Annotated in this window: 16 protein-coding genes and 2 riboswitches; of the genes, 9 read left to right on the top strand and 7 right to left on the bottom strand. The window is 58.9% G+C overall.

Translation table 11 applies throughout. The features are described from left to right. Positions 1 to 12: 12 nt before the first annotated feature. From O3675_RS06750 to O3675_RS06740, 3 genes are read right to left on the bottom strand one after another with little or no spacing between them, the layout of a single operon-like run. On the bottom strand, positions 13 to 462 hold the full coding sequence (locus O3675_RS06750; protein WP_371571681.1) for a hypothetical protein: 450 nt from the start codon (positions 460 to 462) through the stop codon (positions 13 to 15). Continuing rightward, on the bottom strand, positions 459 to 1,208 hold the full coding sequence (locus O3675_RS06745; RefSeq protein ID WP_371571680.1) for an ABC transporter ATP-binding protein: 750 nt from the start codon (positions 1,206 to 1,208) through the stop codon (positions 459 to 461). The genes O3675_RS06750 and O3675_RS06745 overlap by 4 nt, the downstream gene beginning before the upstream one ends. 6 nt (positions 1,209 to 1,214) lie before the next feature. Beyond that, positions 1,215 to 3,185 (bottom strand): hypothetical protein, encoded by a 1,971-nt coding sequence (locus tag O3675_RS06740; RefSeq protein WP_371571678.1) that lies wholly within the window; start codon positions 3,183 to 3,185, stop codon positions 1,215 to 1,217. Between the two features lie 347 nt (positions 3,186 to 3,532). Here O3675_RS06740 and O3675_RS06735 point away from each other — a divergent pair, with 347 nt between their 5' ends. The 4 genes from O3675_RS06735 (at position 3,533) to O3675_RS06720 (ending at position 8,344) form a co-directional block, all read left to right on the top strand. Further along, a complete protein-coding gene (locus tag O3675_RS06735) occupies positions 3,533 to 4,999 on the top strand; it encodes an NCS2 family permease (protein WP_371571676.1) in 1,467 nt (488 codons plus the stop codon). A gap of 320 nt (positions 5,000 to 5,319) precedes the next feature. After that, entirely contained in the window at positions 5,320 to 6,768 is a 1,449-nt protein-coding gene (locus O3675_RS06730) for an NCS2 family permease (protein ID WP_049361864.1), read from the top strand. A 140-nt stretch (positions 6,769 to 6,908) separates the two neighbouring features. After that, complete coding sequence (locus O3675_RS06725) at positions 6,909 to 7,592, top strand: hypothetical protein (protein WP_005507246.1); 684 nt, start codon at positions 6,909 to 6,911, stop codon at positions 7,590 to 7,592. Positions 7,593 to 7,594: 2 nt separating this feature from the next. Next, a complete protein-coding gene (locus O3675_RS06720) occupies positions 7,595 to 8,344 on the top strand; it encodes a hypothetical protein (RefSeq protein ID WP_005509213.1) in 750 nt (249 codons plus the stop codon). A gap of 102 nt (positions 8,345 to 8,446) precedes the next feature. Here the strand turns inward: O3675_RS06720 and O3675_RS06715 are convergent, their stop codons facing one another. Together O3675_RS06715 and O3675_RS06710 are read right to left on the bottom strand one after the other, a co-directional pair. Further along, positions 8,447 to 8,875, bottom strand: coding sequence for a YchJ family protein (locus tag O3675_RS06715; protein WP_371571673.1), 429 nt, complete (start codon positions 8,873 to 8,875; stop codon positions 8,447 to 8,449). 169 nt (positions 8,876 to 9,044) lie between these two features. Further along, positions 9,045 to 10,472, bottom strand: a complete 1,428-nt coding sequence (locus tag O3675_RS06710; RefSeq protein ID WP_371571671.1) for an LLM class flavin-dependent oxidoreductase — start codon at positions 10,470 to 10,472, stop codon at positions 9,045 to 9,047. Positions 10,473 to 10,586: 114 nt separating this feature from the next. Next, positions 10,587 to 10,695, bottom strand: a riboswitch (SAM riboswitch). A 175-nt stretch (positions 10,696 to 10,870) separates the two neighbouring features. Next, positions 10,871 to 10,967: riboswitch (SAM riboswitch) on the top strand. Between the two features lie 4 nt (positions 10,968 to 10,971). Between O3675_RS06710 and O3675_RS06705 the strand changes: the two genes are divergently transcribed. From O3675_RS06705 to O3675_RS06690, 4 genes are all read left to right on the top strand, one after another. After that, positions 10,972 to 11,808, top strand: a complete 837-nt coding sequence (locus tag O3675_RS06705; protein ID WP_049327389.1) for an ABC transporter ATP-binding protein — start codon at positions 10,972 to 10,974, stop codon at positions 11,806 to 11,808. 64 nt (positions 11,809 to 11,872) lie between these two features. Next, on the top strand, positions 11,873 to 12,937 hold the full coding sequence (locus O3675_RS06700; protein WP_371571669.1) for an aliphatic sulfonate ABC transporter substrate-binding protein: 1,065 nt from the start codon (positions 11,873 to 11,875) through the stop codon (positions 12,935 to 12,937). Next, complete coding sequence (locus O3675_RS06695; RefSeq protein WP_049350468.1) at positions 12,937 to 13,779, top strand: ABC transporter permease; 843 nt, start codon at positions 12,937 to 12,939, stop codon at positions 13,777 to 13,779. The genes O3675_RS06700 and O3675_RS06695 overlap by 1 nt, the downstream gene beginning before the upstream one ends. 417 nt (positions 13,780 to 14,196) lie before the next feature. Then, on the top strand, positions 14,197 to 16,320 hold the full coding sequence (locus O3675_RS06690) for an AMP-binding protein (protein ID WP_371571667.1): 2,124 nt from the start codon (positions 14,197 to 14,199) through the stop codon (positions 16,318 to 16,320). 163 nt (positions 16,321 to 16,483) lie between these two features. Here O3675_RS06690 and O3675_RS06685 read toward each other — a convergent pair whose 3' ends face one another. After that, positions 16,484 to 17,572 carry a C4-dicarboxylate ABC transporter substrate-binding protein gene (locus O3675_RS06685; RefSeq protein ID WP_314689653.1) on the bottom strand — a complete coding sequence of 363 codons (1,089 nt, stop codon included), beginning with the start codon at positions 17,570 to 17,572 and terminating at the stop codon, positions 16,484 to 16,486. A gap of 232 nt (positions 17,573 to 17,804) precedes the next feature. On the opposite strand from O3675_RS06685, the gene O3675_RS06680 reads away from it, so the two are divergent. Then, complete coding sequence (locus tag O3675_RS06680) at positions 17,805 to 18,656, top strand: hypothetical protein (RefSeq protein WP_005507255.1); 852 nt, start codon at positions 17,805 to 17,807, stop codon at positions 18,654 to 18,656. Positions 18,657 to 18,778: 122 nt separating this feature from the next. On the opposite strand, the gene O3675_RS06675 is transcribed toward O3675_RS06680, so the two are convergent. Next, positions 18,779 to 19,903: a zinc-dependent metalloprotease family protein gene (locus O3675_RS06675; RefSeq protein ID WP_371571665.1), complete on the bottom strand. Its 1,125-nt coding sequence runs from the start codon at positions 19,901 to 19,903 to the stop codon at positions 18,779 to 18,781. Between the last annotated feature and the right edge of the window lie 104 nt (positions 19,904 to 20,007).

Genomic DNA, 20,007 nt, shown 5'->3' with positions numbered 1-20,007 from the left:
TTCTTTACACGCCTACCTCTTGAGCTTAATCTCAGCAGCAGCACCCAAATGTGCCGAAGTGACCGCATCATTCAAACGCTTAAAATCCGACCGGTCAGTGTACGTAATCGTCAAAACAGCCTTCTGCCCATCACACAGAAGAGTCTGGGAGAATTCAACATTCTTCGCAGCCGAACGAATAGCATTAAGCTCTTCAGTCCGCGCAAGAGCTTGCTGCACATCCTCCGGTGAAGAAGCTGTTGCACAAGCTGGTGTAGTGGTCGAATACTCATTCAGCCATGGCTCAAAAGCTCCACCCCAGTACAGACCCAGAAGAGCGCCAACAAACACCACGCAAGATACTAGAACGCCCACCACTTTTCGCGGCAGGTGCCGCAATCCGTTTTTTCGAGGGGTGTCGCCTCCTGAATTTTCCGGCGCACGATCATACTCATCACGAGCTAGAGGGCTCCTTGTCGTCATGATCCGTTCTCCTTCCGATGAGAATTTACATTTACATCCACTAATCCCGAATCGGGAATTCTGGTAGGGGCTTCAAGACGGCATACCCTATCGCAGGCGGTCATCATATCTGCATCATGAGTCGCCACGATAACTGTGGCTCCACGCCGAGCAGCAGAGCTCAACAGCTCAACAACCAATGCCCGGTTCTCAGCATCAAGACTTGCCGTCGGCTCATCCGCAAAAATGTAGCGCACACCCTTGTGGATTGCCCGAGCGATACCCACCCTCTGCTTCTCACCACCACTCAGCAGGGCAGCCGAAGTACGTTCCTTCCCTTCAAGACCAATGACGTTCAAAAGCTCGCGGCTCTCATCCGTAATACGAGCACGACCAAAGGTCTTACGATCAAGCAGAATATTCTCGATAACGCTCCATTCCTCAATAATTCCGTAATCCTGAAAAACGAAGGAAGCTTCATCAGCCCAGAACGCAAGACGCGCCTTCTCACGAGCACGTTCCATATGCCGGCCCCCAATAACAACCTCACCCTCATGAGGCGGCATCAGCAGACCCAACACATTCAAAAGCGTCGTTTTACCGCATCCGCTCGGGCCCACAATGCCAGTTACTTCCCCCGCATATGCCTCAAAGTGAGGACTCTGGAGAATGGGCTGCCCCTGCGCATACACCACAATGTCGCGGGAGGCGATAGTTACCTCAGGATGTTCCACATTGCCAGAGGGATAAGCAGTATTCCTCATCATTCACTCCTATACGTGACGACGGTGAACCGTCGCGGTGAAGATACGGTTAAAACTCAGTCTCAGCACCAACGCCAGAATAGTGCCGTACAACAGCGGTGCCGCCATCGCTGAAAAAGCGTACTCTGCTCCCTGCACCAGAAGAAGTACCAACGCCGCAGCAGAGCAAAGGCACACAATGCAGGTTTCCTTCAGAAGGTACCCACTAAAAATTGTTCTGAGAGGCAGACCAGCAGTACGTAAAACAAAATCATTACGAGCACGAGCCGCAAGGGTAATGTACGTGTTAATTGCTGTGCCAATAATGAGTGCCGCACAGAGAATTGCTAGGCCCACTAGATGCGCAACATACTGGTTACGTTCCAGCTGCGCGATGTAAAGGTGTTCCTCTCCCGCGCGGTCCACAGAAAGTAGGGTCTGCCCAATTTCCTCAGCGTTGTAGGCAGCCCGTACAGACGCAGGCTGAGAAACCATGACGTTACCGGTAGTCAAGGCCGCAGAAATAAAGGAAGGTTGTAGATTCTGAGTCGCCGATTCGGTCACCACAAGAACAGGCTTTTTATAGTTCAGAAGCCGTGAATCCTGAGAGCTCAAAGCAGGCACCTTTACCCCCGACGAGTTGGTTTTATCCTCCACAGTGAGCAGAGTAAATCCGCGATCCTCCCGGTCTTTCTGGTGGAAAGAATACTCTGCACGCAAAGACTGAGATCCAGGGAAGTTGCTATCCTCAACGTTCTTGAACGACAAGCCAAGACGTTGCTGAAGAAGGTCCACATAGGCGCGGTTCACCATAAGGGCGCCATCGTATTCGCTACCCTCCAAACCCTTAACGTTTTCCAACGCATAGGACAAGAGGACACCGTTCCGTGATTCAAGAGAACCTAAAGCACGCACTGTGGCCTGGTCGTAGGAGGCGAGCGCCTGTTCATCCCGTATCGTCGCTTCAGGCACGTTCACCCGTAAGGTGTACTGGTCAGAAAGAAGAGACCAGCCAGCCGCCGAATCGCTCCTACCCAAACTCACTTGAGCGCTTGAGACCAGACCCGGAATAGTGCACACCACTAAAACCACCACAGCATACTTAGCGATTGCACTCGGAACTGTAAAACGTCGATACGCCGGTTCCCTACGTCCCACCGCATTAATGCTCGGCCAAGTCATGAGGTTGATAAGCAGTAGAGCAACCAGCATGAGAACGGTAAACACGGCAAAAATCAGCGCTGTAACCCCCATCAGATGAGGAAGATGCGCCACGCCGTACACGAACCCCTCTACGCATCCCATGCACAATGCTGTTACCGCTGCAGGAGGTAGCGCCAGGAGCAGGAGATCTTGTGCATCCCTTAGCTGCAGGCGCTGCGGGGAGTATCCGTTCAGAAGCAGAATATTCTGAGTTCGCGAACGGACCGACAACCACCCCATGATTGCGGTACAGAAGAGCACAGCGAGGCAGATAAGGCTCGTCAGAGAGCCCGAAGAAGTAACAGCCCCGTAGACAACACGCACCGGGTTAACGGAGGTAACTTTAACATCCATACCTTGTTCACGGGCAAGGTTTTCAAAAGCACGCACAAATTCTTGGCTACCAGCTAGCGCGTATTGGCCGTCAAGCGAAGAATCCCCGAGTGCTCGTGATGGATATTTTTTCCCGTGCTTATCCGGGTCAAACCAATCGATAGTTTCACCGTCAGAGCTCAGTGAATTTGCCCCAAAAACGTAGACGGATTTTCCGTGCCAGAAATCTTCGGGGTCGGCGACCACCTTGAGTAGCTGGGCACCATCGGCAGCGTAGCGATCCACCAGGGTATCAAAGTTCTGAATCAGCTCAGACTTAGACTGTTGCGAAGCACGGAGAGAAAGCTGTGCCTGTGCATTGGTACCCAGAGGAGTCTGCGTCTCCAGGACAGAGATGAGGGCGCTACCCAGCAGAAAGGTCAGAACCGTGCACAATACTGCGCACACTCTCAGAGCATTTTTCATCGTTGAATCCCCGTCTGTAGCGGGCGGGTATAAAACTTCACCGCCCCAGGCCTGGTGCTAGAAGACTACCACCTTCATAACCTAAATGGTATAGATTTTCGAATTATTTAGATTCATGACATATATTTTTTTACTAGTCAGCGGATTTTAGAGTTTTTACCGTGCCTTATTAGGCTTCCTAAGCGAAAGCTGGGAATTTCCTGGATTAACGCTTAGAGAAACTTTAACCGTAGAATATTTCGGTACAACAGTGTCACCTCCCCAACACACCGGGAAGTGGCACTTTTTTATGCGGGATCGGAACCCCGAACCCCGCCCCGACTATGAGTATCTACGGATTTTCACGAATGTCTTCTGAGAACACCGCGGCTCCCCAGAACCCCAAGGCAGAAGCCAAGGGCGCACTGGACCGTTACTTCAAAATCACTGAACGAGGCTCCACCATCGCCGCAGAATTCCGCGGCGGCCTCGCCACCTTCTTCGCGATGAGCTACATCGTCGTGCTGAACCCCCTCATCATCGGCCTCGGCAAGGACGCATCCGGCAATGCCCTCGGTGTACCGCAGGTCGCAGCAATGACCGCACTGGTCGCAGGCGTTATGACCATCCTCATGGGCGTCATCGCCAAGCAGCCCTTCGCCATGGCGGCAGGCCTCGGCGTGAACGCACTGCTGGCAACCACCATCGCCTCCACCCCCGGACTGACTTGGCCCGCCATCATGGGCCTCGTCGTATGGGCTGGTGTGCTGATGACCATCCTCGTGCTGACCGGCTTCCGCACCGCAGTGTTCAACGCGGTCCCCGAATCGCTCAAGGTCGCAATCGTCGTCGGTATCGGCTTCTTCATTGCCTTCATCGGCCTCGTCAACGCAGGTATCATCCGCCGCATGCCCGACGCAGCAGGCACCACCGTGCCCGTCTCCTTCGGTGTCAGCGGTCACCTGCTCGGCTGGCCCACCCTCGTCTTCCTCTTCGGCCTGTTCCTCACCATTGCGCTGTTCATCCGCAACGTGAAGGGTGCAATCCTCTACGGCGTGCTCGCCTCCACTGCCCTCTCCATCATCCTGGAGAAGGTCGTGCCCTCCGGCAGCTCGCAGGCATCCCCCACCGGCTGGTCCCTGAACGTCCCCGTCTGGGACTCCAACACCAGCAAGCTGCCCGACTTCTCCCTGTTCGGTTCCGCTGACCTGTTCGCTGCCTTCGGCACCCTCGGCGGCATGGCTGCTGTTCTGCTGATCTTCACCATCCTCATCTCCGCGTTCTTCGACGCAATGGGCACCTCCGTCGGTCTGGCGACCGAAGCAGGCACCATCAAGGATGGTCAGATCGAGAACGTCGACAAGGTCCTGCTCGTGGACGCCCTCGGCTCCGTAGTCGGCGGTGGCACTTCCTCCTCCTCCAGCCAGATTTTCGTGGAGTCCGCAACCGGTATCGGCGCGGGCGCACGCACCGGCTTCGCGAACGTCGTCACCGGCGCACTGTTCCTCGTCGCAATCTTCCTGTCCCCGCTGGTCACCATCGTGCCCTTCGAAGCTGTTGCACCCGCAATGGTGTTCGTTGGCTTCCTGATGATCCGCCAGGCAGTGAACATCGACTGGAACGACTGGGGTCTGGGTATCCCCGCGTTCATGACCATCATCTTCATGCCCCTGTCCTACTCCATCGCGGACGGTATCGGCGCAGGCTTCCTGTCCTACGTCTTCATCCGCCTGGTGCAGGGTCGCGGCAAGGAAGTTCACTGGCTCATGTACGTGGTTTCCGCAGTGTTCCTCATCTTCTTCGCTAACGGCCTGATTACCGGCTGGATGCACTAAATACATCAGGTGCCTCACCCTCCACATGTGGAGGCGCGGGCGCCATCAGGGCGGGGTATCGGCACCTTCGGGTTGCCGGTACCCCGCCCTGCGCTATTCTTCCCTCTGCCCCAACCACCGATTCTGGGTGCAGGGGTCGGGGAAACACCACAGCACCGACTGAACCGCCGCACACAACGCGTTTCAACGGCACAAGCTAGGAGGCGGCGCCTACAATGGTTGAACCATCGTGGCGCCCGGTTATGAGCCTAGCCCGCGAGCTTCACCCGCGAAACCGGCGGCGCAACAGTACACACCGAACAACATCAACGGATCCTCACATGTCTGAACCCCAGAAGGCGGCAGCGCCCACCAGCGCACTCGACCGCTACTTCAAGATTTCCGAACGCGGCTCCTCCATCGCCGCAGAATTCCGCGGCGGCCTCGCCGCATTCTTCGCCATGAGCTACATCGTGGTGCTGAACCCCCTCGTCATCGGCCTCGGCAAGGACGCATCCGAACGCACCCTCGGTATCGCACCCGTCGCGGCTGTGACCGCGCTGGTTGCCGGCGTGATGACCATCCTCATGGGTGTTATCGCCAAGCAGCCCTTCGCCATGGCGGCTGGCCTGGGCGTGAATGCGCTGCTCGCCTCCACCATTGCCACCACCCCGAACCTGACCTGGGCAGACATCATGGGCCTGGTCGTTCTTGCCGGTCTGATCATGACCGTTCTGGTGCTCACCGGCTTCCGTACCGCGGTGTTTGAGGCGGTCCCCGAGTCGCTCAAGACCGCGATTGTGGTCGGTATCGGCTTCTTTATTTCCTTTATCGGTCTGGTCGACTCCGGCATTATCCGCCGCATGCCTGACGCAGCTGGCACCACCGTTCCGGTGAGCCTCGGCGCGGGCGGTCACCTGCTCGGCTGGCCCACCCTCGTCTTCCTCTTCGGCCTGTTCTTCACCATCGCCCTGTTCATCCGTAACGTGAAGGGCGCGATCCTGTGGGGCGTGCTCGCCTCCACCGCACTGTCCCTGATTCTGGAGGCGGTTGTCCCCTCCGGTTCCGTGAAGGAGTCGGCAACCGGCTGGTCCCTGAACGTGCCTTCCCTTGCGGACATGAAGTTCACCACCCCGAACTTCTCCCTCATCGGTTCCGCTGACCTGTTCGGCGCATTCACCCACATCGGTCCGCTGGCTGCTTCGCTGCTGGTGTTCACCATTCTGCTGTCCGTGTTCTTCGACGCGATGGGCGTTTCGGTGGGTCTTGCCGCCGAGGCTGGCACCATGAAGGACGGCAAGGTTGAGGACATCGACAAGGTCCTGCTCGTGGACGCTTTCGGTTCCGTTGTCGGTGGTGGAGCGTCCGGTTCGGCGAACCAGATTTTCGTGGAATCCGCTACCGGTATTGGTGCGGGTGCACGCACCGGCTTTGCGAACATTGTGACCGGTGTGCTGTTCCTGCTGGCGATTTTCATTTCGCCGCTGGTCACCATCGTTCCTTTCGAGGCGGTTGCTCCGGCGCTGGTCGTGGTCGGCTTCCTGATGATTCGCCAGGCCGTGAATATTGACTGGACCGACTGGGGTCTGGGTATTCCGGCGTTCTTGACCATTATTTTCATGCCGCTGTCGTACTCGATTGCGAACGGTATTGGTGCCGGCTTCGTGGCGTACACTTTCATTCGCCTGGTGCAGGGCCGCGGCAAGGACGTGCACTGGCTGATGTACCTGGTCTCCGCGGTGTTCGTGATCTACTTCGGTATGGGCATCATTAACGGCTGGACTAGCTAAGTCCGACAGTCTACATATTTGCTGAAGGCAGGTTCCTGATGCGGCTGAGAATGTAAGTTTTCAAGCTGCCGAGGGGCCTGCCTTTGGCGTATCTGGTTCGCTCTTGCATGTTCCTTATCGCTCTCCGGTACGAGAAAATCATGGCAGAATCATTCCGTTTTCGGTATGATTCTGCCATGATGTCCGTTCAAGAGTATGCTCAAGAAGCTAAGGTTTCAGAGCGAAGCGTGCGCGCCCGCTTAGAACGCGGAATGCTCCAAGGTCGTAAATTGGGAAGCCGCTGGGTTGTCGACGCTCTTCCCGCTGCGCACCGCAGTAATGCTGGCCGTCCTATTTCCTTCGATGCATTCAACGCTTTGGCGCGTTACTGCGATGGTCAGTCATCTGTTCTATCTGCTGAGGAACGCCGCAGGGCAAAAGAACGCGCCTCAGCAATTCAGGTGCAAGGACCTGCGTCTGTTGAGCGATACCGAGCTCGCCGCGGTCTGAAAGTGCATCATCTGCAGGCTCCTCCCGCTGAAATTCCTGCAATTTTGGAAGACTCTGCATTGTCGCTTACCGGCATTAGTAGCGATATTTCTCAGGTGTACGGCTCAATGGTTGATGCATATGTTTCAAGCCAGGATTTAGAGAACATCATTTTTCTGTACAACCTGCTTCCAGCGTCTGTAGATTCGGCGAACATTATCTTGCGTGAATGCGATGAGCCGCCCCACATTCTGCCCTTGCATGTGGCGGTAGATCTTCTAGATTTGGGGGATCCGCGAAGCTCCGCTGAGGCAGAGCGCATTCTTCAAGATTCTGTTTTCAAGAAAGCGTCTTAGTCATGACCGCATCCCCTATTTTGATTCCTGCTATTGGGGCAGAGCGTGCCTCTTGGCTTGGTCTGGCTGATATCTCAGAGATTATGCCGCAAGGATGGTCCCTGGCAGGCGGAAGCATGATGCGTCTGTTGGCTGCAGAGCGAAGCTACGCTGGTTCTCGATCCACTCACGATATCGACGTTATTCTTGATATCCGCGCATCACGGGCGTATGTTCGTCAGTTCCATGAGGCTCTTAGCAATGCCGGATTTTCAATTGCCGGATTCAACGCATCAGGTCAAAATCACCGATGGGTTCGCGGTGAAGCTCAGATAGATATCCTCATCCCTTCGGGACAGTCGGAGGCCGCTCGCACCTATGAGTATCCGGGGTTTGGCCGCCTGTTAGAAACTCGTGGTGCCCAGTTTGGGCTTGAGCGTACCCGTAAAGCATCTGTACTCTGCGCTGACCGCCAATTTACAGTCAATGTTCCTGATGGTTTGGGCGCTCTTTACGAGAAGGTATCAGCCCTGCTCAACAATGGAGATTCCGATAAAAGTCGACATTTCCGAGATATTATTCTTTTGTCTTCGGTTCTTAATTCTCAAGAGCGTCGAGATATCCCGACGCTTTCTGGAAAACAGATATATCGCCTTCATGATGGTGTCTCCAGGTCAGTTCACGAATATACCGGCATTATTTCTGACCATGAGCTGGAGGTAGCCTCTCGTTTAGAGAACTATCTTGAAAAGCTTCTAAAAGACAGAAGCTAACTAAAACAAGGAACGGCAGAATCGTTCCGGTTTCGGAATGATTCTGCCATTTCTTCTATGTCCACACTCTGCACGTACGAGAGGCAGGGAAAGTGACGAGACTTAGCGGACGTCTCCATCCACATAGAACCAGGCGCCGCCCACCTTCTCAAAGCGCGACAGCTCATGCATGCTGCCCTTCACCCGCTCCTCCGCAGGAACACTCGGCACCGAACGGTAATACGCAACGAACTCCACCGTACCGGACGCATCAAACGGGCTACCCGAAGCACCGAGAATATCCAGGCGATACCAGCGGATATCATCCTCCAACTCCAAGGCGGCCGGGCGAGTACTCGGATGCCAGCTCGCCAGCAAGTACGCCGCATCCCCTGTCGCAAACGCGGTAAAACGCGAGCACATCAGCTGCTCCGGCGCGGGAGCAGTCAACGTGCCGGAGGCGGCAAACTCGCCCAGGAACCTGCCGCAGCAGGCGCCGTACACCTCGCCGCTCGAGCAGGGGCAGCGGTCATCATGGTTTAGTTCAGTCATGCCACCCAGTATAAAGAACGCGCCACGTCAAGAAAGTGCCGCATCAAGAAAGCACAGCGCAAAGAAACGCCCGCTCTGCCGGGGATACAAATCCTCCAGTAGAACGGGCGTTCTTGTTTTCAATCGTTAAGTTTGAGCGCACCTACACGGTTCGCATCAGCGGCAACGCTTATTCAGCGGTTGCGCGAGCCGGGGTGTCAGCAGCCGAAGGCTTACCCACGTATGCGCCGCGGTACTTAGCGGCCGGGTGGGAGTCAGCAACCTTGGTGTGGCCCTTACCGAAGATGTTCTCACGCAGGGTGTTGCCCTCGTACTCGGTGCGGTAGCGGCCGCGCTTCTGCAGCTCGGGCACAACGTACTCGATGAAGTCCTCGAAGGAGCCCGGGGAGACGTGGTATGCCAGGTTGATGCCGTCCAGGCCACCCTCATCGATCCAACGCTCCAGCTCGTCAGCAACCTGAACCGGGTCACCAACAATGACATCGCCCATGCCGCCGAGGGTGGTGTGCTCAGCGATGGCCTTGCGGGTCCACTTCTTGTCCTTCGCCTGCAGGGTGAAGGGGGTCAGGAAGGACTGAATCGACTCGGTCTGCACGTAGTTCAGGACCTCGTCCTCGTCGAACTGGGACAGGTCAACACCGGACCAGCCGCCGATGATAGCCTGTGCAGATTCGAGGTTGATGTACTTCTTGTACTCCTCGTACTTTGCCTTTGCCTTCTCTTCGGTCTCATCCACGATGACGGAGAGCATTGCGAGGATCTTGACGTCGTCACGGCTACGGCCCTGCTCCTCGGCAGCGGCGCGAATACGGTCGGTCACAACGCGGGTCAGGTCCGGGCGCAGGGCGCTGATGAACACAGCCTCAGCGTGCTTACCGGAGAACTTCTGGCCGCGGCTGGATGCACCAGCCTGGAAGATCACGGGGGTGCGCTGCGGGCTCGGCTCGGTCAGGGAGATGCCGGGCACGGAGAAGTACTTGCCCTTGTGGCCAATCGGGTGGACCTTGGAGGGGTCAGCGTAGAGGCCGCGCTCACGGTCCTTGACTACTGCGCCGTCTTCCCAGGAGCCTTCCCACAGCTTGTAGCAGACGTCCAGGAACTCGTCCGCGATCTCGTAACGCTCGTCGTGCGGGATCTGGGTGGGCAGGCCCTGGTTCTCAGCAGCCGAAGGCAGGTAAGAAGTCACAACATTGAAGCCGACGCGGCCCTCAGTGAGGTGGTCGAGGGAGGCGTAGCGGCGAGCCAGGGTGTAGGGCTGCTCAAAAGTAGCGGCAGCAGTCACGCCAAAGCCGAGGTGCTCGGTCACTGCAGCCATTGCAGAAATCTGGGTTGCGGGGTCATTCACGGGAACCTGAGCGGCACCCTCAATGGCGGGAGCGGCAGAGTTCTTGTACACGTCGTAGATACCAACAACGTCAGCGATGAACACGGCGTCAAACAGGCCGCGCTCAAGGGTCTTAGCCAGGTCAGTCCAGTACTTGATGGTGTTGTACTCGGTTGCGCGGGAGCGCGGGTGACGCCAGAGGTCGAAGCTCTGGTGACCAATGCAGGTCATTTCGAATGCGTTAACTACGATGCGCTTCTTCTGCTCAGCCATCGATTTTCCTTTCGCGAATGATCGGGGAGGATCGGGTTAGTGCCCTGCACCCCGCGCGCCGCCTCCTTTTTGCCTTCTGCGTTCGGTGGTGGCCTTCGTGCAGGTGGCGCGTTCGCGCCGTACTTGCCTCTTTTCATTGAGGCCAGATCATCATCTGGGGCACCCCGCTACGGGAGAGGGTTGCCGCCCGGCTAGCCAGAGCTTAGCGCCGGGACTCATGATCTCGTGGTTTGAGTGTACGGGGCACGCGGGAGGGAGGTCACGTTTGTGACGAAAAAATCTTTTTGTGACGTGGAACCGAAATATTTCGTGATAAATGCGAAATATACGGTCATAGAAATTCATACGCGCCCGCCGGGTTGATTGAGGCACACCACAGCCCATAGGGTGGGAGAAGCAAACCATCCAGAGCGACTGAGAGACCTGGCTCCACGACGTCGCAGCAACCGGCACGGATTCTTCCGCCCCCGGTGCTAACGCCAGGAACGATGGAAGTGACATGACACTCAACAGTGCAGTAACTGACGTACCCACCAGTGAAAAGAACGGCCGCCGTGCCGTATCCACCGCCGCCGTCCCCTTGAGCTTTGAAGACGTCGGACAATCTTTCCCCGTGCCCGGCGGAACCCACGAAGTTCTTCGCGGAGTCTCCTTCACCGCAGCCCCCGGCGAGATTATCTCCGTCATCGGCTCCTCCGGATGCGGCAAATCCACCCTCCTGCGTGCAGCAGCAGGACTGAACCGCATCACCGCAGGTACCGTGCGTATCGGCGAGAAGGCAGTGACCGGCCTCGACCCCCGCGTAGCTATCGGCTTTCAGGAACCGCGCCTGCTCCCCTGGCGCACCGTCGCCGACAACGTGGCGCTCGGGCTGCCGCAGGGCACCAAAAAATCTGAAGGCGCAGCATCCGTAGCGCGCCTGCTCGACCTGGTCGGACTGGGCGAATACGCAACCCACCGTCCCAAGGAAATTTCAGGCGGTATGGCTCAGCGCGTGTCCCTGGCGCGAGCGCTCGCACGCAACCCCGGCGTGCTACTGCTCGACGAGCCCTTCGGTGCTCTGGACGCGCTGACCCGCATCAACATGCAGGATTTGCTGTTGGACGTGCACCGTCAAGACCCGACCACGATTCTGCTGGTCACCCACGATGTGGAAGAGGCGCTGTACCTCTCTGACCGGGTGATTGTCCTCGGTAAGGACACCCCGGAGGCGCCCGCCACCATCCAGCGCATTGTGACCGTTGACCGTTCTCACCCGCGTGACCGCGCCGATGCAGAGATCACGGCGCTGCGCAGCGAACTGCTGGCTGAGCTCGGCGTGGAAGATAACGCCTAAAGCCGCCACGAAACGCATTTCTTACACATCACATCATCATCTTCAGAAGCGAAAAGATTTCATCATGACTTACTCCCCGTCTCGCCGTACCGCCCTCAAGTCCCTTGCTGCAGCCGCCGCTTTTGCTACTCTGCTCAGCGCCTGCGCCGGTGAAGGTTCCGGTTCCGCTAACGCCTCCGGTGCTGCCGGTGGTGGCAATCAGAACACCGTGACCATTGACTACGCGACCTACAACCCGCTGTCCCTGATTATCCGCAAGAAGGGTTGGCTTGAGACCGCCCTCGCCGCCGAGGGTAAGAAGGTTGAGTGGGTCAAGTCGGCCGGCTCGAACAAGGCGAATGAGGCGCTGCGTAGCGGCAATATTGATGTCGGCTCGACCGCCGGTTCGGCGGCGCTGCTGGCACGCGCTAATGGCTCCCCCATCAAGGTCATTAGCCTCTACTCGCAGCCGGAATGGTCGGCACTGGTGACCCGCAAGGATTCGGGCATCACCAAGGTTGCGGACCTGAAGGGTAAGACCGTTGCCGTGACCAAGGGTACCGACCCGTACTTCCTGCTGCTGCAGGCACTCAAGCAGGAAGGTATTTCCGCTTCGGACCTGACCATTCAGAACCTGCAGCACGCCGACGGCCGCACCGCCCTGGATAACGGTCAGGTCAACGCGTGGAGCGGCCTGGACCCGATCATGGCTGCTGCCGAGGTGGAAAGCGGCGACGTGCTCTTCTACCGCAACCTGAACTTCAACACCTACGGCTTCCTGAACGCGACCGAGAAGTTCATTCAGTCCAACCCGACCGCCGCACAGACCATCGTGGACGTGTACGAGTACGCTCGCGCCTGGGCTAAGAAGAACCCCGAAGAGGCTGTGAAGATTGTCGAGGAGGAGTCCGGCATTAAGCACGAGACCGCTCAGGTCGTCATGGAGCGCACCCACCTGGACATCGACCCGGTTCCGGGCGCTAAGCAGGTTGAGGTTCTCAAGGGTGTCGGCCCGATTCTGGTGGAGTCCGGCGACGTTCCCTCCCAGTCTGACGTGGACAAGGCACTGAACAGCATTGTGGACGACCAGTTCGCAAAGAAGTCTGACAGCGCAGCCGTTGAGAAGATCGCAAAGGTGGTTGAGAAGTAATGACCGCCGCAACGATTACCGCCGCCTCCAGCGCTCGCGCTGAGCGTGCCGAGAAGCGTGTCTCTTCCGTGAAGCTGCCGTCGAACCCGTTCGCCGGTAAGCAGTACCTGGGCCTGATTCTTCCCCTGGCGCTGATTGCCCTCTGGTACATTCTGAGCACGAACGGCGTGTTCACCCAGGTTCAGCTGCCCTCCCCCGACCGTGTGGTCAGCGCCGGTGTTGAGCTGGCGCAGCGCGGCGAACTGGGCCGCCACGTGGCGATTTCTACTCAGCGTGTGCTGATTGGTTTCGGTATTGGTGCCGTGCTCGGCCTGGTGCTGGGTGCGCTGATTGGCTTGTCTGCGCCGGTGCGTCTGATTGCCGCACCGACCATTGGTGCGCTACGTGCCGTACCGTCCCTGGCGTGGGTTCCGCTGCTTCTGCTGTGGATCGGTATCGGCGAGAATTCCAAGGTGACCCTGGTTGCTATTGGTGCATTCTTCCCGGTGTACACCACGGTTTCTGCGGCTCTGGCGCACGTTGACCCCAAGCTTGTGGAGGCGGCACGCGCCTTCGGCCTGAAGGGTCTGCGCCTGTTCACCACGGTTCAGCTTCCCGCGGTTCTGCCGTCGGTCGTTTCGGGTCTGCGTCTGGCGCTGGCTCAGGCGTGGCTGTTCCTGGTCGCCGCCGAGCTGCTGGGTGCATCCATGGGCCTGGGTTACCTGCTGACCGACTCGCAGAACAACGGCCGCACCGACCGCCTGCTACTGGCTATTGTGGCGCTGGCGGTGCTCGGTAAGATTACCGACGCGCTGGTGGGCGTTTTCGAGCGCTGGGTGAAGGCGAAGTACCCCAGCAACTAATAGAGAAGGCTCGGCGTTCGCGCTGAGTTTTAGGAGAGATGTCCGCCGCGTGGTTGCTCCCGACAGTGAGCAAATCATCGCTACGCGCCGGAGAAAGAAGTCGGCGGGGAAACCTGTCGCCTACTGAATGATGATGATGTGCCCCGCCCCGCGCCCCACAGCAGTGAGCGCGGGGCGGGGTCTTTAAATATGTCGTTATATTACGAACTGGTACTCACCATTCCGAATATGACGGGCTCCTTTGCTTCCTGGCCCGGAGCGCGCTTTACTAAGAAGGCAAACCATCCAGAGCGACCGAGAGACCTGGCTCCGTGACGTCGCAGCAACCCCCTCGCCAACGCACACACAGACCCCACGGTCACACAGACAGCGGCACGGCAAGCAAGGGTGCTAATGCCAGCAACCGATGGGAGAATAATGGGACTGCCCACCCCCTACTCGTTCACCGACCCGCTGAACCCCACCCCGAACCCCGCCCTCGAATCTGACGAGGCACGCGTCGCGTTCTGGGAGAAGCAGGCACAGCGCCTCACCTGGGCTGAGCCCTGGCACACCGCGCACCGCTTCGAGAAGCCGAAGTCCCTCGGCTTCGATGAGGAAGGCATCGAACAGTTCACGATCCCCGAAATTAAGTGGTTCGAGGGCGGCAAGCTCAACGTCGCCTACAACTGCGTGGACCGCCACGTGGAGGCGGGCCGCGGCGACAAGGTCGCCCTCTACTTTGAAGGTGAGCCCGGCGACCGCGAAGCCATCACCTACGCCGAGCTGCAGCGCCGCATCGCGAAGGCAGCGAACGGCCTGCTGTCCCTGGGCGTGCGCAAGGGTGACCGTGTGGTCATCTACCTGCCCGTCATCCCCGAAACCATTATTTTCACTCTCGCCTGCGCGCGTATTGGCGCGATCCATTCCCTCGTCTTCGGTGGTTTCTCCGCCGAGGCGCTGAAGTTCCGTGTGGAAGACACCGGCGCGAAGGTTCTCATCACCACCGACGGTCAGAACCGCCGCGGCAAGGTCGTTCCCGTGAAGGTCAACGCCGACGAGGCGTGCTCCGGTGAGAACAATATTGAGCACGTGATCGTGGTGGACCGCACCAGCGCCTCCGACCCGGTAGCGCACGCCGCTGTGCCGTGGACTGAGGGCCGCGACGTCTGGTACCACGACCTGGTGGACGACCAGCCGGACACCCACGCCTACGAACTGCACGACGCAGAAGACCCGCTGTTCATCATTTACACCTCCGGCACCACCGGTAAGCCCAAGGGTCTGGTGCACACCATGGCTGGATACCTGGTGCAGACCGCGTACACCCACGCACTGCTGTACGATCTGCTGCCGGATTACGTGGATGAGAACGGCGTGCTGCGCCCCGACGAGCTGTCGGCTGTTAATAACCCGGAAAAGGTTGAGTCCACCGTTCACTGGTGCACCGCCGACCTCGCTTGGGTGACCGCGCACACCTACGAAATCTACGGCCCGCTGGTTAACGGCGTATCCGAGGTGATTTACGAGGGTACCCCGAACACCCCGCACTACGGTCGCCACTTCGAGGTCATCGAACGCTACGGCGTGACCAACTACTACACCGCGCCGACCCTGATTCGCTCCCTCATGGGTGCGTTCCCGAACGGCCCGGAGCCCGGCAAGTACGACTTCTCGACCGTGCGTCTGCTCGGCTCGGTGGGTGAATCCATTAACCCGGAGGCGTGGCGCTGGCTGCGTCAGCACGTGGGCGGCGGCACCGCGGCGTTCATCGACACCTGGTGGCAATCTGAAACCGGTTCGACCGTGTGCTCCCCGCGCCCGCACGACCCCGCATTCGCGCCCGAGGGCACCTACCCGGAGGGCACCCCGCACTGCACTCCCCTGCCCGGTTGCGCTACCCGCGCCGTTCCCGGCGTATCCACCCGCGTGGTGGATGAGCACGGCGACCCGGTCGAACCCGGCAAGCAGGGCTTCATCGTGGTCGATAAGATTGGCCCGTCCATGGCTCGTACCGTGTGGCAGAACCCGCAGCGTTACCTGGATTCCTACTGGCGCCACTACGGCGAGCGCGGCTGGTTCCTCGCTGGCGACGGCGCGAAGGAAGACGAAGAGGGTAACGTGTACATCCTCGGCCGTATTGATGACGTGATTAACATTTCGGGTCACCGCCTGTCCACGATTGAGATTGAGTCGGCTCTGGTGACTCACCCTGCCGTGGTGGAGGCTGGTGTCTGCCCCGTGGAGGATGAGCTGACCGGTCACCAGGCGGTCGCCTACGTGACGCTCACCGATGAGGGTAAGGACCTGACTGAGGATGAGCTTAAGGCGGCGCTGACCGCACACGTGCGTGAGCACATTGGCCCGATTGCTAAGCCGAAGGATGTTGTGGCGGTTGCCGATATCCCGAAGACCCGTTCGGGTAAGATTACTCGCCGTCTGCTCGGTGAGCTGTACCAGGGCCGTTCTTTGGGCGATGTTTCTTCGCTGCAGAATGAGGAGGCGCTGGGCCACATTGCGCAGGTGCTGGTGGATACCGGCCGCGTGAGCGAGGCTGTCTAGGCTCTGCTGCTGAGCTACACGCTGAGCTGAGAGCTGCGCTGAGCTAAAATCTACATAGAGTAAAGGTGCGGATACCGAATGATGATTCGGTATCCGCACCTTTTGCTATGCCATTTTACTGAGCTGACAGGGCTCTTTGTCGGCGTTGCACCGCCTATTCAGCCTACTTAATCAGGCCCAGCGAACGAGCGTGTTCGGCGGTAATGCCGCTCGGCTCAATGTGCTCGGGGCCCTTGTCCTTCTCGGGGTGCTCGGTCGCCTGGAAGCGGATCATCTTCACATCGCTTGCCGCACCCAGGTTCGTGATCATGCCGTCACCGTTCAGGTCCACGGACACCGGCTCGGTGTCGATCTTGCCGTTACCGTTGAAGTCAATCGGCTGGTTGGCGGGCTTGCCCTTGTACAGGAAGCCAGCCGCGCGGGGACCGAAGCCGCGCGCCTCGTACAGCTTCGCCTCGTTGAGCATGCGGTATTCGGCGGTGGAGTAGCCGAAGTAGCGGCTACCGTCAGCCATGGGCACGCCGGTGAGGGTGTACTGGTAGTTCATGACGCTGTAGTAGTTGGGCTTGTAGTTGATTTCGTCCCAGCCGCCGTGGCTCAGTGCGAGGTTGTGGCCGAGCTCGTGCACGAACACTGCCACGCGGATGTTGCTGCTTGCCTCGCCCCAGAAGTGCGGGCCGACGGTGACCATAAAGTTACGACCGCCAAAGTTAGCGATACCGGAGGAGTAGCTGTTGTCGTAGTAGTCGCCCCAGATCATGTAGTGGAAGGTGCCTTCGCGGGCGGGGTTGAACTTACCTTCGGTCGCCTTGATGCGGTGGAGCGCCTTGAATTCGCTGTCGAGTGCCTGGTAGCTGATTTCGTTGCCGCCGCCGAGGTTGTACTTGGCGCTGCGGGCGCTACCTGCGTCCAGGTGGATGTTCACGCCGGTGGTGCCGTCGGGGTTGCGCATGGGCAGGTCGGCGTAAATCTTGGTGATGCGGTCCAGCTCGTCTTCGCTGGGCAGCAGACCTGCCATGTAGTCCATCTCGACGAAGATGTCCTTGTGGTTGGGGTCTGCGCCCATTGCGGGGAAGTCGACGTCGATTTTGCCGTCGCCGTCGGCGTCGTAGCCCTTCAGTTCCCAGGTGTTGGGGATGCCGTCGCCGTCGATGTCGGGGCTGTAGGCGTTTGCTGCGGGGGCTGCGATAGTGCCCAGGCAGAGCACTGCGAGGGAGGCAAGCGTGACGCGTGCGCTCTTCAGAAATGCCATGTTGTGTTCCTTAGTGTGTGGTGACCGGTGGTGTTTCGATGGAGTTTTCCGGGAGGGCGTTCTCCACGGTTTCCATGATGCTCCCGTTTCACGCGCTAGGTGAGCTGGGTGCCGTAATGTTCATACATTGAGGTAAAAGTTGAGATAATTTTGAAGATGAGCTGAATTACATTAGAGTATCAGTAATTCAAATCACATGCATCACCACATTCTTAATGACAAGAGAGATCCCATGACTTCTTCCTCGAACACCACTAATGGCCTGAACCGCCGCGCACTCATCAAGGGTGCCGCGTGGAGCACCCCCGTCATCGCGACCGCAGCGGCAGTACCCGCCTACGCGGCGTCCACCGATGCGCAGGAAACCCCGACCCTGAAGTTCGGTGTCTTCACTCAGGCGTTCAACTCGAACCCCGCCAACGACTTTGATACCCGCTACGGCCTGGACTCCTACACCGTGCAGGTACCCAACATCACCGCAACCTCCACCACCCCGCAGAGCCGCGGCGGCGGCACCTTCACCCCCGGCGGTAGCGTCGGCGCCGGCCTGTACGGTGGTGCGGGCCTGTGGATTTCCGCACCCATCAACTCCAAGGGCGAGTTCCAGGGCAGCTCCTGGCTGTACCCTCAGGCGCACCTGCAGGTGACCTTCGAATTCACCTTCCCCACCGCCGAGGACGTCACCGACCCGCTGCTGTGGGACACCGAGAACGACGTTGAGATCCCGGCACTCGCCAAGAGTGCGGGCGGCGCAAAGACCAACAACCCCGCCGTGGCGGCGTTCAACGGCATCGCATACACTGCGAAGTTCTACGAGCCGGTCATCGAAGACAACGTCTGGACCGGCGTACTGGACATCCGCACCTCCGACTACCTGGAAGCCACCGCGAAGGACGGCGTGAGCTACGCGCAGGTGCTGGCGTCGCTGGTTCCGGTGTACTTCACCGAGGTGACCTCCAGCTACACCCTGACCACCACCGCTCAGATCACCAGCGGTAACGTCGCAATGCAGCTGACCGAGGGTGGCGAGTACACCTTCCAGGATCTGGCTGGTTTGCGCGCTTCGGCGACCATTAGCCGCTAAAGGAAATGACCCGCTAAGACAGCGGAATTTAAACACCGGGGGCCCGGCATCCGTTATGGATGCCGGGCCCCTCGCCCTATTTAAGGCTCAGCGTATCGGTTACCGCCGACAGTCGCTAAAGGCTAGTCCTTCGCGGGAACCATGCCCTTGGAGCGAGCCAGGTCAGCAGTCATTTCGTTGTGGTCGATCTCAGCCGAAAGGTGCTTCTCGGAACGGTACACGCCGCCCTGCGCCTCGGTACCCTCAGCCTGCAACTTCAGGGTCGCCATATCGTTCGGGGCGGTTAGTTCGGTCAGCTGACCGTCACCGTTCAGGTCGACCGACACCGGCTCGTCATCAATCTTGCCGTTGCCGTTGAAGTCGATACCCTCCCAGGCGGGCTTGCGGAAGTACAGCCAGCCGTAGACGTTGCGACCGAAGCCGGCGCGTTCGTCCAGATTGTTCTCGTCCAGGGTCTTGTAGGTGCGGGTCGAGTAGCTGAACTTCAGCTCACCGCTGGCGCGGCGCACACCGTAGATCTGGTACATGTAGTTCATGACGCTCAGGTAGTTCGGCTTGTCGTTCACGTCATCGGTGCCGCCGTGACCCAGACCGAGGTTGTGGCCCAGCTCGTGGATGAAGGTGCCCACGCGCACGTCGGAGGTTGCAGACTTGCCCCAGAAGCGCGGGCCGACGGTCACGATGAAGCCGCGGCCACCCACGTAGCCCAGGCCGGAGGAACCGTACTCATCGTAGGCGTCACCCCAAATCATGTAGTGGAAGACGCTTTCACGGTTGGGGTCCATGTTCTTGGAGCGGATTTCGGCCCACTTGGTCATGGTGTTGTCGAGCTGTTCGTGCGCCACTTCGTTGCCGCCGCCGAGGTTGTACTTAGCGCTGCGGGCGCTACCGGCGTCCAGGTGAATGTTGATGCCGGTGGTGCCGTTCGGATTGCGGAGGGGCAACTGCGCGAAGGATTCGGTGATGCGGTCGAGCTCTTCCTCGCTAGCGAGCAGGCCGGGCATGTAGTCCATCTCGACGAAGAGGTCCTTCTTCAGCGGGTTAGCGCCCATGCCGGGGTAGTCCACGTCTACCTTGCCGTCGCCGTCGGCGTCGTAGCCCTTCATTTCCCAGGTATTGGGGATGCCGTCACCGTCAATATCGGGGTTGTACGCCTGCGCTGCGGGAGCTGCAACCGAGCTGAGCACCAGCAGGGCTGCCGAGGCGAGCGCAGTACGCACTACGCGAGTTGAGGTCAGAAAAGACATGGGATCTCTCTTCGTGTTTTGACCGCGCGTTAGATTGCTCCATCTGACGTTGCGTACAGTGCATCTCTGGTGAGTAGAAGTATCAAACGGTAGCCAAGCCACGC

The organism is Rothia sp. 27098_8_27 (assembly GCF_041432805.1).
In the GTDB taxonomy this organism is placed as follows: Bacteria; Actinomycetota; Actinomycetes; order Actinomycetales; family Micrococcaceae; genus Rothia; species Rothia mucilaginosa.
The sequence above is the reverse complement of the archived record's forward strand: the minus strand, read 5'-3'. Positions and strand labels throughout refer to the sequence as shown.

Excerpts from the sequence above, each read along its gene's own strand:
- O3675_RS06750 (WP_371571681.1), bottom strand. The coding sequence starts at position 462 with ATGACGACAAGGAGCCCTCTAGCTCGTGATGAGTATGATCGTGCGCCG.
- O3675_RS06745 (WP_371571680.1), bottom strand. The coding sequence starts at position 1,208 with ATGATGAGGAATACTGCTTATCCCTCTGGCAATGTGGAACATCCTGAG.
- O3675_RS06740 (WP_371571678.1), bottom strand. The coding sequence starts at position 3,185 with ATGAAAAATGCTCTGAGAGTGTGCGCAGTATTGTGCACGGTTCTGACC.
- O3675_RS06735 (WP_371571676.1), top strand. The coding sequence starts at position 3,533 with ATGTCTTCTGAGAACACCGCGGCTCCCCAGAACCCCAAGGCAGAAGCC.
- O3675_RS06730 (WP_049361864.1), top strand. The coding sequence starts at position 5,320 with ATGTCTGAACCCCAGAAGGCGGCAGCGCCCACCAGCGCACTCGACCGC.
- O3675_RS06725 (WP_005507246.1), top strand. The coding sequence starts at position 6,909 with ATGGCAGAATCATTCCGTTTTCGGTATGATTCTGCCATGATGTCCGTT.
- O3675_RS06720 (WP_005509213.1), top strand. The coding sequence starts at position 7,595 with ATGACCGCATCCCCTATTTTGATTCCTGCTATTGGGGCAGAGCGTGCC.
- O3675_RS06715 (WP_371571673.1), bottom strand. The coding sequence starts at position 8,875 with ATGACTGAACTAAACCATGATGACCGCTGCCCCTGCTCGAGCGGCGAG.
- O3675_RS06710 (WP_371571671.1), bottom strand. The coding sequence starts at position 10,472 with ATGGCTGAGCAGAAGAAGCGCATCGTAGTTAACGCATTCGAAATGACC.
- O3675_RS06705 (WP_049327389.1), top strand. The coding sequence starts at position 10,972 with ATGACACTCAACAGTGCAGTAACTGACGTACCCACCAGTGAAAAGAAC.
- O3675_RS06700 (WP_371571669.1), top strand. The coding sequence starts at position 11,873 with ATGACTTACTCCCCGTCTCGCCGTACCGCCCTCAAGTCCCTTGCTGCA.
- O3675_RS06695 (WP_049350468.1), top strand. The coding sequence starts at position 12,937 with ATGACCGCCGCAACGATTACCGCCGCCTCCAGCGCTCGCGCTGAGCGT.
- O3675_RS06690 (WP_371571667.1), top strand. The coding sequence starts at position 14,197 with ATGGGACTGCCCACCCCCTACTCGTTCACCGACCCGCTGAACCCCACC.
- O3675_RS06685 (WP_314689653.1), bottom strand. The coding sequence starts at position 17,572 with ATGGCATTTCTGAAGAGCGCACGCGTCACGCTTGCCTCCCTCGCAGTG.
- O3675_RS06680 (WP_005507255.1), top strand. The coding sequence starts at position 17,805 with ATGACTTCTTCCTCGAACACCACTAATGGCCTGAACCGCCGCGCACTC.
- O3675_RS06675 (WP_371571665.1), bottom strand. The coding sequence starts at position 19,903 with ATGTCTTTTCTGACCTCAACTCGCGTAGTGCGTACTGCGCTCGCCTCG.